The 12,290-nt window shown below is 56.3% G+C and carries 11 protein-coding genes; 1 reads left to right on the top strand and 10 read right to left on the bottom strand.

From position 1 onward, the window contains the following. Positions 1-30 precede the first annotated feature (30 nt). Positions 31-648 (top strand): TetR/AcrR family transcriptional regulator, encoded by a 618-nt coding sequence (locus PRIO_RS16240; RefSeq protein WP_231869917.1) that lies wholly within the window; start codon positions 31-33, stop codon positions 646-648. A 147-nt stretch (positions 649-795) separates the two neighbouring features. On the opposite strand, the gene PRIO_RS16235 is transcribed toward PRIO_RS16240, so the two are convergent. The 10 genes from PRIO_RS16235 to PRIO_RS16190 all read right to left on the bottom strand — a co-directional run bounded on the left by PRIO_RS16235 (position 796) and on the right by PRIO_RS16190 (position 12,224). After that, positions 796-1,866, bottom strand: a complete 1,071-nt coding sequence (locus PRIO_RS16235; protein WP_046503472.1) for a dihydrodipicolinate synthase family protein — start codon at positions 1,864-1,866, stop codon at positions 796-798. Beyond that, a complete protein-coding gene (locus PRIO_RS16230) occupies positions 1,866-2,906 on the bottom strand; it encodes an NAD-dependent epimerase/dehydratase family protein (RefSeq protein WP_020429472.1) in 1,041 nt (346 codons plus the stop codon). Before PRIO_RS16230 ends, PRIO_RS16235 begins: the two co-directional genes overlap by 1 nt. Before the next feature lie 63 nt (positions 2,907-2,969). Further along, on the bottom strand, positions 2,970-4,742 hold the full coding sequence (locus tag PRIO_RS16225; protein ID WP_046503470.1) for an IlvD/Edd family dehydratase: 1,773 nt from the start codon (positions 4,740-4,742) through the stop codon (positions 2,970-2,972). A 41-nt stretch (positions 4,743-4,783) separates the two neighbouring features. After that, complete coding sequence (locus tag PRIO_RS16220) at positions 4,784-5,623, bottom strand: amidohydrolase family protein (RefSeq protein ID WP_020429477.1); 840 nt, start codon at positions 5,621-5,623, stop codon at positions 4,784-4,786. A gap of 18 nt (positions 5,624-5,641) precedes the next feature. After that, the gene (locus tag PRIO_RS16215) at positions 5,642-6,403 is read right to left on the bottom strand and encodes an SDR family NAD(P)-dependent oxidoreductase (RefSeq protein WP_020429478.1); all 762 of its coding nucleotides are present in this window, start codon (positions 6,401-6,403) and stop codon (positions 5,642-5,644) included. Between the two features lie 21 nt (positions 6,404-6,424). Next, positions 6,425-7,081 (bottom strand): RraA family protein, encoded by a 657-nt coding sequence (locus PRIO_RS16210; RefSeq protein WP_020429480.1) that lies wholly within the window; start codon positions 7,079-7,081, stop codon positions 6,425-6,427. Between the two features lie 154 nt (positions 7,082-7,235). Then, a complete protein-coding gene (locus PRIO_RS16205; protein WP_020429482.1) occupies positions 7,236-8,141 on the bottom strand; it encodes a Gfo/Idh/MocA family protein in 906 nt (301 codons plus the stop codon). Between the two features lie 71 nt (positions 8,142-8,212). Continuing rightward, positions 8,213-9,277, bottom strand: a complete 1,065-nt coding sequence (locus PRIO_RS16200; protein ID WP_046503466.1) for a glycosyltransferase family 4 protein — start codon at positions 9,275-9,277, stop codon at positions 8,213-8,215. Then, entirely contained in the window at positions 9,274-11,166 is a 1,893-nt protein-coding gene (locus tag PRIO_RS16195; protein WP_020429485.1) for a WD40 repeat domain-containing protein, read from the bottom strand. The genes PRIO_RS16200 and PRIO_RS16195 overlap by 4 nt, the downstream gene beginning before the upstream one ends. After that, entirely contained in the window at positions 11,163-12,224 is a 1,062-nt protein-coding gene (locus PRIO_RS16190; RefSeq protein WP_020429486.1) for a zinc-dependent alcohol dehydrogenase, read from the bottom strand. The genes PRIO_RS16195 and PRIO_RS16190 overlap by 4 nt, the downstream gene beginning before the upstream one ends. Between the last annotated feature and the right edge of the window lie 66 nt (positions 12,225-12,290).

Here is a 12,290-nt window from a genome sequence, read left to right as displayed (position 1 = left end):
CTTGCGATTACAATCGGTAGATGGAGTGAAATGCCGCTTAAACAACAGATGATGTTAATTGATGTTTTAAAAGGGGATGGAGATATGGTAAATCAGGAAGATCCAAGGGTTTTTCGTACACGACAATTAATAAGAGAAGCCTTCAGGGAGCTGCTGCAGCATAAAGGATTTGATGCCATAACCATAAAAGATATCGCACAGAGAGCAACCATTAACCGTGCCACCTTCTATGCCCATTATGAAGATAAATATGCCCTGCTGGATGAAATCATAGAACAGGCTTTTCTCAAGATGATTCCCGGACAAGTGGCGAATGCACAAGAGTTTACAGATGAAACATGCAGTCAGTTGATCTTGATGACCTACCGCTACATCGTGGATTTTTATCAGATATGCAGAATGGATTCCAAATCCATTGCTACCCTTGTGGATTCGAAGATAAAGAAGATGCTGCGGCAAATCATTGAAAGCATATTCATGAAAGGGGATGTCCACCGGCATGCAAGGATTGTTTCGGCAATGACTGGCTCAGCGATCCATGGCGCGGCGCATGACTGGTTAACCGCTGGGGAAAATGACCGGCCCGATTTACTTGTAGACATTGTGCGTCCCTATGTAATGAACGGTCTGGAGCTGTACCGCAATTGAGCTGAATATATGTTGTTCGAACAACAGAAGGGTACTTAAACAGCACAGTCCTATTTATCAAAAAAAAGCACAGAATCTTTGCTGCCCATCCGGGCTAATCAAAGATTCTGTGCTAATGGTGTCCGGCTGTGCATTAGCAATTCTATTTTACTGGAGCCACTCCTCTAAATGCGCTGCCACAAAATCATTATCAACGAGATGAGGGTAATCCCTGCTCACTCTGCTGATCTCTTCCAGCTGTCCGGGCGAAAGCTGCTCCTCCGGATTCAGGCACCACAAGCCTTCAAGCAGTCCCTGCCGGCGCAGCGCCTCATGAATGCCTGGTATGCAGCCGTGAAAATTATGGGCCGGATCAAACAGCGCCGCGTTGCTGTCCGTCACTTCGGCGCCGAGGGTCAGCCAGCTTGCCGCCAGAGAGGCATCGTTGCGGATTTTTTTGATCTCGCTTAGAAGCTGAACCGCTTTGCTGGTCCAGACTGCCCAGTGGCCGAGGAGCCCGCCGACGATTTTTTTCTCCACCGGCTCGCCATTCACCATAAAGCGGTAAGTGGTGAGCAAATCTGTAACGATATTATCATCATTGCCGGTATAGAGTGCGATTTCCCCGCAGCGGCTGGATTCCATCACGGCCCTGACCACATCCAGGCTCTGATAACGGTTGAACGGTGCCATTTTGATCGCAATAACCCCTTCAATCTCCGCAAATTCCCGCCAAAAGTCAAAGCTTAAGATCCGGCCGCCAACGGATGGCTGCAGATAAAAACCGAATACGGGAATCACATCCGCGACTCTGCGTGTGCGTTCCAGCAGTTCCTCTTCGCTACAGTGCTGCAGCCCGCCCATACTCAGTAGTCCTGCTTCGTAGCCCAGACTTGCCGCGAGCTGCGCTTCCAGGACAGCCTGCTCCATACCGCCGCATATGCCGGCGACCTTCAGAAAAGGCCGGTCCACACCCGCACGCTCCACTTCTTCCGCCGCCAGCCTGAGCACCGGCTCCAGCAGCCCGATCTCCGGATTGCGGATTTCGAATTGCGTGGAATGCACCGCCACGGCAATTCCGCCTGCCCCGGAGGACAAATAGTAACGGGTCAACGCCCGCTGACGGCGTTCATCCAGCTTGCGCCCGGCTGTCAGGGCCAGGGGATGTGCCGGAATTGCCAGGCCCTCATGCAGCGCTTCATTCAGCTCCGGCGTTAAAGGTTTTCTTGTAACTCCCATTAATATTTGCCCTCCCGTTCCTGAAAATGCGTCGGCTTGTTCCAGGTTGCGCCGTCCAGACGAACCCATTCGGCGACCCAATCAATCATCTGGGCGAGTGTTACCTGCGGATAACCGAAGGAAGCTGCCGCTTTGGATGCGTTGCTCAACAGGGCATTGGGCGCTTCTTCACCCGTGAATTCCGGTTCCACACCCAGCCTCCGGCCGATTTCCGTTGCAGCCCAGCGCAGCGATATCGTCTCCGGTCCGGTAATGTTCATGACATTCGGCGGCGAGCTGCAGCGGAGCAGCGCGCGCAGGGCCAGCTCGTTGGCATCCCCCTGCCAAATCACATTGGCGTGCCCCATGGTGATATCGATCGGCCGCTGTTCCTTGACAGATCTCGCCAGCTCAAGCAAAACGCCATAACGCAGGTCTATGGCATAATTCAGCCGGTAGATGAACATCGGGGTCCCGTTCTTATGGGAGAAATGCTCGAAGATCCGTTCACGGCCCAGACAGGACTGCCCATACTCCCCGTTCGCATTCGGGGAGGTCCGCTCCGTTGCACCGCCTTGGCCTACCGGCGTGAGCGGGTAGACATTGCCTGTTGAGAACACTACAATCCGTGAATTGCGGAAACGTTCCGCGACGCGCCCCGGCAGGTAGGCATTCATCATCCATGTGAAATGCTCATTCCCCGTTGTGCCGAATTTATTGCCGGCCATGTAAAGGATATTCTTCGTTTCAGGGAGTGCCTGCAGCGCGCTGTCGTCAGACAAATCCGCAGAGATAATCTCCACTCCGGCTTCAAGCAGCTCCTGCTTCAAAGCATCGTTTGAGAAGCGGGAAACGCCGATTACCTTCTTGTCCAGGCCAGCCTCCCGGATTGCATTTACCGCCAGCCTGGCCAGGCTCGGCCCCATTTTGCCGCCTACTCCAAGCAGCATAATATCTCCATCGACCCGGGCGAGCTCCTCCAGCAGTGCGGCAGACGGACGGGCCAGCCGGTCTTCCAGCTCCTGAACAGATCGGATCGCAGCTTGTATTGCGGTTGGCATAGAGATTTCTCCTTTCGGTTGTTACTTCAGTTGTAATGTGGTCCAACCATTCCTTCCTTCGCTTTATGGCGCTTCAGCCCCGTCCAGCAGTTCCCGGCGAAGCTCTGCCGGCAGCAAAAAGTCAAAATCGCAGCCCAGGTTCGCCTGCAGCACCCGCTCATGAAACAGCAGTCCGTAGCCTCTGTCGTAATGAGGCTCCGGTGCTTTCCATAAAGCGCGCCGCCGGGCCAACTCCCTGTCCGGCACCTTCAGGACCAGCTTTCTTGCGGCAATATCCAGCTCGATTTCATCGCCGTCCCGTACAAGCGCCAGTGTTCCGCCAACGGCTGCCTCCGGCGCCGCATGCACGATCAGGGCGCCGTAGGAGGTGCCGCTGATCCGCGCGTCGGAGATGCGGACCATATCCCTTATCCCGCGCACCAGCAGCTTCTGCGGAATCGGGATCTGCCCGATCTCCGGCATCGCGGGCGCGCCTTTGGGCCCGGCATTCTTGAGCACCAGCACACTGTGCTCATCGACCTCCAGCTCCGGGTCGTCGATCCGCAGCAGGAGGTCCGCCCGGCTTTCGAACACCACCGCGCGTCCGGTGTGCTGCTTCAAATGCGCGGATACCGCCGTCTGCTTAATCAGCGCGCCGTCCGGGGCGAGATTGCCGCGCAGCACGGCAATTCCGCCCTGGCTCTCCAGCGGCTCCGCCATGCTGCGGATCACCTCCCGGTCCAGGGTGGCCGCCTGGACTAGATTCTCCGTAACCGTCTTCCCGGTTACGGTCAGGCAGCCGCCGTGCAGCAGCGGCTCCAGCTCTTTCATCAGCGCAGGCACGCCGCCTGCCTCAAAATACTCCTCCATCTGATATTTGCCCGAAGGCCGCAAATTCAAAATGAACGGCGTCCGGCGGCTGATCGCATCGAACGTCTCCAGCGGCAGCTTCCGGCCCAGCCGCTGGGAGATCGCTACAAGATGGATGATGGCATTCGTCGAGCCGCCGCTGGCCATCGTGACCGTGATGGCGTTCTCCACCGCCTCGGCGGTCATGATGTCACGCGGGCGGATATCCCGCCGCACCAGCTCCACAATCTGCTTGCCGGTCCGCTCAGAGAGATGCCTGCGGCGGCTGTCCGGCGCGGGGATCGCCGCGCAGCCTGGAAGCGCCATGCCAAGGGCTTCGGCAATCGAGGCCATGGTGCTTGCCGTGCCCATCACCATGCAGTGCCCGTCGCTGCGGCAGATGGCGTCCTCCGCCACCGCCAGCTCCTCATCCGTAAGATTTCCCGCTTTATGCTCCAGCGTAAAGCCGTAGCAGTCGGTGCAGGCGCCCAGGCTGCGCCCGTCCAGACGGCCGTTCAGCATCGGCCCGCCCGTCAGCACAATGGCCGGAAGGTTCACACTGGCCGCAGCCATGAGCTGGGCGGGCACCGTTTTGTCGCAGCCGCCGAGCAGCACCACCCCGTCTATGGGATGGCCCTTCATCATTTCCTCTGTGTCCATGGCCATCAGGTTCCGAAGCAGCATCGTCGTCGGTTTGACGTAAGGCTCGCCGATTGAAATCGTCGGGAATTCCATCGGCACCCCGCCGGCCTGCCAGACTCCGCGCTTCACATAATTCGCCAGCTCATTAAAATGCGAGTGGCACTTGTTCAGCTCACTGAAGGTATTGCAAATGCCAATAACCGGCTTCCGCAAATCCTCTTCGGTATACCCCATCGATTTCGTAAAAGAACGGTGAATGAAGCCCCATAGATCTTTTTCCCGGAAATATGATTCACTCTTCAGCCTGTGTCCGGCAGCTCTGCTCTCTGCATTGCCCTCCCCGCTGATTCCCGTACGTTCCTCCATGCCCCCATCTCCTTTTTGCTTACAGCCAAATGCTGAACAACTTAGACCAGTCCGAGGATTTCCGGTGTCGGCCGGTGAATAATCGCTTCTATGAAGTCCTCCGGCACATGCGGCAGCTTGGTCCCCTCAACCAGATCATTTATGCTGTAGAGGGCATCCAGCATCTGCTGCGTACCAAAAAACGGATAGTCCGAACCAAACAGCAGCTTGTCCTGAACCCCGTATTCCGCAGCGGAGACCAGCGCATTATAGAATTGCCACGGCCGGCTGCCGAGCGCAGACACATCCATGTACAGGTTAGGATGCTTTCGCACCAGCGAGATGCACTCGTCCACCCAGGGATGGCCCATATGGGCTACGATCATTTTCAGCTTTGGAAAAGCCCTGGCTATCGGATCAAGCATCGCCGGGCGCGAAGCATCCAGATACCCCTCCGGCACAAACGAAGTTCCCTGATGCCACAGGATGGGGACGTTCAGCTGCTCTGCTGTGGCATAGAGGGACATATGCTTGGGGTCATCCGGATAAAAGTTCTGGTAAATCGGCGCCAGCTTCAATCCCTTCAGCCCCAATTCCCGGACAGCCGCCTCGAACTTGCCTACACAGTCCGGGTCATTCGGATCAACACTGGCAAAACCGAACAGCCGGCCGGGATCAGTCCGGCAATATTCTGCCACATATTCATTCGGCACCACCAGCCCTGTGGCATGCGCCGCCATTGCCAGCACAATTGCCCCCGAGAAGCCTTCCAGATTGCGCCCGTGCTGCTCGGGTGTTGCTTCAATATTCATATCCGGGCCCCAGGCGCGCTTGATCGCGGCATCCGTCGGCCCCGCTACCATTCCCGGTCCAAACAAATGCGTATGAGAATCAAAAATCATCTCTGCTCCTCCTTCAGGCTACAACTCACTCCCGTTTGCCAGATGTCCGCCATCCACACGGACTGTTTCACCTGTTACATATGACGCTTCCTCAGAGGCCAAAAAGAGAAATACATTGGCGACCTCCTGCGGGGCTGCCGCACGTTTCATCGGTGTATGCTCCGAATGGGACGGCAGCCCGTCTTCCTCCCGCAGCCTGCGGTCAAGCGGCGTATCCACGAAGCCCGGCGCTACGGCGTTGACCCTGATTCCATACCGGGCCAGCTCCACCGCCATCGATTCCGTCAGCAGAATAACGGCAGCCTTGGAAGCATTGTAATGCGCAAGCTCCGCGCTGGCGGCTATTCCATTTTTGGAGCTCATGTTGATGATCGCACCGCCGCCGCCCTGGCCTATCATCTGTCTTGCCGCAAGCTGGCCTATTCTGAATACCGCACGGACATTGATCTCATGAACCGCATTCCAGTGTTCAGGAGAAATATCAAGAAAGGGCTCTCTGTAGGCAATGCCCGCATTGTTCACAACAATGTCAATCCCGCCAAAGTGCGCGAAAGCCTTGGCGGCAGACTGCTCAAGCTGCGCCAGATCCCGCAGATCGCAGACCTCCACCATCAAACTTCCGGTGTAGTCTGCCAGTTCATCCACGGCAGCGTGCAGCTCTGTTTCACTGCGGTCCAGCAGAACCACCCGCGCCCCTTCTTCCAGGAAACGGCGGGTAATGGCCAGTCCTATGCCTCGCGCCGCTCCTGTTACCAATACTCTTTTTCCAGCGAGTCTCATGCAAGCCCTCCATTCCGCAGTCTAGAGCACTCCGTATTTATCATAGACTTGCCGCAGCGTGAACCCTGCCAGAAGCTCGTCGCGTGTATGATTCTCCCGGGTCGCCTTATCCGTTGCCAGCGCGAACACCTCACCGGTGATTGCCCCCGGTATCACCACCACACCGTCACGGTCGCCAAAGATAACGTCACCGGGATGTACCAGCACGCCTCCGCAGAGCACCGGAATATCGTAGTCAATAACGATTCCGCGCCCCTGCGAATCGACCGGTTTGGTGCCGGTGGCAAAGACGGGAAAGTCCAGCTCCAGAATTTTCGCAGTATCCCGGATTAAGCCGTCCACGATGGCGCCGCGCCCGCCCCGTATTTTGGAGGCCGTCGACAGCAATTCCCCCCAGAGTCCGTTCTGCCTTGATTCGTTCGTGCAGCCGACAACAATCTCTCCCGGCTTGACGCTGTCCACCGCTTCAATCTCCTTGGTGTAAGGGTCTTCGGGCAGATGGTGAATATCCACCGACAGAACGGTTTTGGCCCGTCCGGCAACCACCCAGGAGGGGTCGACCGGATTGATATTTTCACGCATCACCTGATTGCGGTAGCCCAGCAGATCCAGCGTATCGGAGATGACCGCAGCGTAGAGCGTTTTGCACATGGTATCGAATAGTTCCTGGTCGTTCATTTTTCATCCCGCCCGTCTTTTAATATTGAACTTCAGATTGTCATATTGGGGTCTGGCGTGTCGTTTCTCCAGCTTCGGATTTCCCCGTCCTCACTCACTGAGTGCTGGTCCTTTCCCGCCCCTGTCCGGTTTCTTCCGTGTGCTCATGCTGCTGCTATAAAAAAACCGTCTGTCCTGTTTCCCTGCTCTCATTAGCCGCTTCAAGAAACCGGATCAGCTCCAGTGTAACCGTCGGGCTTACAGGTGGAGGCGCTCCTCTTGCCATCAGCAGGAACTGCTTAAGCAGAGAGTGATGGCCTGCTTCGTAGTGGCCGCCCAATGCATTTACAGCGGTACTGCCCCGTTCCCTGTGCAGAACGGCATAGAAATCCGCACCTCCTGTCCGGTTGCCGCGCATCGTTCCAATCCGCCCGCCCTTCCATAGCCCGACAGCCCATTCCTGGATTTCATTGCTTATCGCTCTCACTGAAATGCAGCCCTCGCCTAACGCAGCGTACAGCATTTCAGCCGTGTGGATGCCGTACCAGAATAATCCCGGCTGGGTTGGCTGAAGTTCAAGCGGGCCGCTGCAGTCTGCTCCCACAATGGCGCCTTCAGTCTCATCCTGCAGCGCTGCATTCAGCGGACTGCCGAACCTGACCACGGAGCTGGAAAACAGGGGAGTCCCGCAGCTTGCCGCGAGGTCCACGATTGCAAGTGCATCCGCGCTCGTGACCGCAAACGGCTTATCGATAAATACCGGCTTGCCATAGGGTGCCAGGATAGCGAACTGTTCGCGGTGTACTCTGCCGTCAACAGAGGTCAGAAGCACCGCATCCGATTTCTCGGCCACTTCGGCTATCGAATCCAGCAGCTCCACACCGCAGTTCTCCTGAAGCTCCCTGCTGATCGCTCCCACCCTTGATGCGCTTAGCGCAAAATCCGCTGAACCTCCGGCATATCCCCATATCAGCCTGCCGCCCGGAACATGCAGCGGATGCGACACATGGTTCAGCATTGCCGCGAAAATTCTGCTGTGAGAAGTGTCCATGCCTACCATGCCAATCTTCAGCTCTTTCAACCCTGCACCTCCGTCAGTAGACTTGGAACCGCTTAATAATGGCGGTCCATTTAATCAGCAGCAATATGAATTCAAATGATGTTTGCACGTTCCTCCATAAACTGTTCAAGCAATGCCATATACGCTTTTCCTACCTCTTCAATGCTGTACGTCTTCCGCGCCTTCTGCTCGCCCAATGTCTTCAAGCGCGCACGCAAGCCCTCCTGCCCCAAAAGCCAGGCCACCCGCTCAGCACACTCCTCTTCTCTGCCGGAAGCATAGAGCGATACACTCAGCTCATCATCGAGCAGCTCAGGCAAAGCTCCCACATCGGGCACAACAACCGGACACCGGCAGGCCATTGCCTCCAGAACGGTCATCCCAAACGATTCATTCCTGGTAGTGCTGACGTACACCCCGCCGCTCTCGGCTACTGCTGAATAATAATGGTTCATTTCTTCGTAATCCACCTTGGGCAGCCATTCAAAATGCCGGAGTTCCAGCGCTTTCACCCTGGCTTGGAGCTTGCTTGTAATCTCATCCGGAGCGGTGTAGCCGCCGACAAGCAAGTAGTGCAGGTCCGGGAATTGCGCATTCAGTCTGCCCGCTATATTCATGAAGGACTCCCAGTTTTTATGCTGGTCGAGTTTGCCCACCCATAGAATCGTAGGCGGCCGCTTGCCGGAAACCGCTTCGTATTTGAATAGTTCCGTGTCCAGGCAGTTATTAATATGATAAGCATCCGGTATCCCGATCTGATCCAGCATTTCCTTCATATAATCAGAAGGTGTGATGACGTAATTAAAGGGCAGGATATCCTTGGATTCAGCCAGTTTGCGCAAGGGCTCCTCATAAGTGGTATGCACCTCATGAATGATTACTTTCTTTTGCTCGGCTGGTCCCAGCGCTTCATACAGTTCATAGGTATCGATCGTGATGATCACATCAAAATCATGAGCTTCAATGTAGGCTCTGAGTTCGCTGGGCGTCCCGAGAATACACACATGCGCATAGCCTTCAAAAGCGCTGGCCCCGCCGTAATCCTCCAAAAAGGCAAAATGCACCTCCGCCCGCCCGTGCAGAAACTTAAGCCTGTTCGCCAATTGTGTAGTGACTCCGCCCAGCAAGCAAAATTTATAGAAATATAAGATCCTCATAGCTCCCCCTGTCCAGACTCCAAGATCTGCATCCGGTACAGTGCCGTCGTTCGGGCAAAATACAATCCCCCTTCGCCATCCACCGCCAGCAGCCGGGCATCTTCGTCCAGTACCTCCAGTTGGTTCAGGCGCACATCATATTTGAATAGAAGGTTCATCGCAACCCCATACAATACGCCTTCCCTGTACAGCAGTTCGCAGCCTCCCCGCCAGAAGTGAGTCATCGCTTTCCAGTCCACCGGAAGCACCGGAATGGTCTGTTCAGTCTTCAGGGTTACCGGGTTAAAACGAAAAAGCATCCCTGCGGTGAGTCCCCACACCTTGCCCTCATCATCGAGCGCAAGCGCGGAGATTGCTTGTTCACCCGGCACCGGAACACCCTCCCATACCTTGCGGCGGCCATTCACCTCCCAGATCATAAGAGACGCCTCCTTCCGCTCGGGAGCAATCCCGAGTCCTCCCCAGACGGAGCCTCCGGCGAACAGCAGCCCCTCTCCGGCAGCTAAAGATACAATGCTCTGCTGTGGCAAAAGCCCCCGGAACACTTCGCGCGTTCCGGTTACGGGATGAAACAGCGTCAATGCGCCTCCATTCCGGCCATAGGACGGCACGGTACCGATAGCCAGCTCGTCTCCCGCCAGGGTCCAGGCAAAAGCACGGTCCTGCTCTTCCTCCTGCAGCGAAAAAGCCAGCTTAGGATTGCTGCCCGGGTTCCACTCCAGGTTTGGATCATAGGCAAAGATATTGGCCTTGGGATAAACGCCGAGATACATGATGCCGTGAGCCGCCAACATTCCCTCAATCTGTCCGATCCCCCGGTGCGAGATCATTTCTGAGGTCGCCGGATCATAGCTGGCCAGTCCGCCGGCAAAATAGCCGCCGATGTACAGTTTCCCTTCCGGCCCCCAGGCCAGTGACTGCAGATGGACAGGCTGTCCTTGCAGCATAAAATCCATAACCGTGTGCCGGTCATTCTCCGGGTCATAGATCCAGCAGGTCCCGTCCCTATGGACACCTGCCAGGCAGCTTCCTTGCGGGTTCAACGGATGGCCTTCCAGCCAGCCGTAATCTCCTGCCGGTTCCGGCATCGCAAGTGAAGTGGGCGTGAGAACACCTGCTGCGAGTGCATAGCGCTGCAGAATATCCTCTTTGATAAAATACACATTCCCCTGAGAGTCTGGCGCAGACACACTAAGTCCACTCACATGTTCAATGCATTTCTCCCACCGCCTCAGCTCCAGGTCATAGATATACAACCGGGAACACGGTGTTATCCTTACTAACATTTTTCCATGGACAATATTCAGATCATAGACCAGCTGCTCTGTAGAACATTCCTCCGGCAGGCTGATCTCTGCACGGACACCTGTCGCTGTATCCAGCTCAACAATGTGCGGACACCGGGTCCCCACCCCAACATACAGCTTGCCCTTCCAGGCTTCCATAGAGCGGGCGTATTGCTCCCCCTCCACCATGACGCCGTAATCTCTGAACTGTCCCGTGGACGGGTTATATTGAAAGACTTTGCCGCCCGGGTAACAGCCTCCGTAGATTTTGCCTTCGTCATCGGCTGCAAGCCGCCAGGTGTAGAATTCACCGGGGATCATCTCGCCCAGATTCTCCATCCCTTGCTCATGCGTGAATCTGTATAAAATACCGCTGCCCCCGATGTAGACCCCACTAGCGGCCGCAACAACGCCCCAGCAGTGGTCTGAGCCTTCCAGCGCGAACTGCTGCACCGGTTCACTGCCAGCAGGATCAAGCACGAACAGCATACAGGGAGAGCCGGAAGATACGGCATAAATCCGCTCCTTCCCCCGCCACTTGCCATGAGCCGATGCCCATACCGCAAGTCCGCTCAGCGGCTCGCCAATCCGCAGCGCCTTCATCCGCCTTGCCCTTCCTTAACTTTGGCTGCAGCATGTTCTGCATGCTTAACACCAGTTATGGGATAGGCGAGCACCGCTCCCAGCAGCTCTGCCGGAGATTCCGCATACTGCCGGAAGGCATCTGCTGAGCGTTCCAGAGGGAACACGCTGCTGATCAGCGGCTTCACCCGGATATCGCCCTCTGAGATCAGCCGGATATATTCCGCCATGTTGCGCCCTTCGGTCCATCGGACATAGCCATAAGGATAATCTATTCCCTGTTTCTCATAGACAGGATCATAACGTCCCGGACCACCTGCCCTGGAGATCAGCACCTGCGCTTCCTTCCCGAACATCAGCTCACGCGAGAAGTCCGGCTTCACATCTCCGACCAGCAGCACCTTCCCTTGATTCCTCACCCATTCCAGGCCCTGATCGACAAGTCCGCCCGATTTGCCCCCGGCACAGATAATTACAGCATCGGCCCCCATTCCTGCTGTCAGATTATCAAGATGCCGGCTGACCCGCTGCGGATTCACCGCAATATGGCGGATGCCGAGACTCTCGGCGGTCCGGCAGCGCTCGGCAAGCAGATCATAGACAATCACCCGGCAGCCGGCGGCCCGCGCTATCTGTGCAATCAATTGGCCGAGAATGCCTGCCCCAATCAGCACCAGCGTTTCACCGAACTGCAGATCCGCCTGCCTAACGGCATGGACCGCAATGGCTCCAAGGCCCACCGTTGAGGCCTCCTCCGGGCTGACATGCTCCGGCACCGGCACCATCAGATGCTGCGGCATCAGCAGCCATTCCGCATGTTTGGCGTAAGGTGCCCCATAGCAGGCCACCCGCTGGCCTTCCGGCCAATGCTCCATTCCTTTTCCCCGCGACCGGATCACGCCAGCCGCACTATAGCCGAGAACAACTGGTTTCGGGCGATGAATGCCATTCATCATGATTTCTGTTCCAGGGCTGATGGCTGAATATTCAGTCTCGACGAGCACGAAGCCGTCTTCAAGCACCGGAGCGGGAATATCGGCCACGCTAATTTGACCATTCTGGGAAACTACCGCCTTCATATTACCTCTCTCCTCCCGGCTGCTCCGCATTTATTACAATGCGAATGTTTTTCTCTATTTTTGCTC

Origin of the sequence: Paenibacillus riograndensis SBR5 (assembly GCF_000981585.1) — a bacterium.
Lineage (GTDB): Bacteria > Bacillota > Bacilli > Paenibacillales > Paenibacillaceae > Paenibacillus_AQ > Paenibacillus_AQ riograndensis.
Note: the sequence above shows the minus strand (reverse complement) of the source record. Positions and strands in the feature narration are given on the sequence as shown.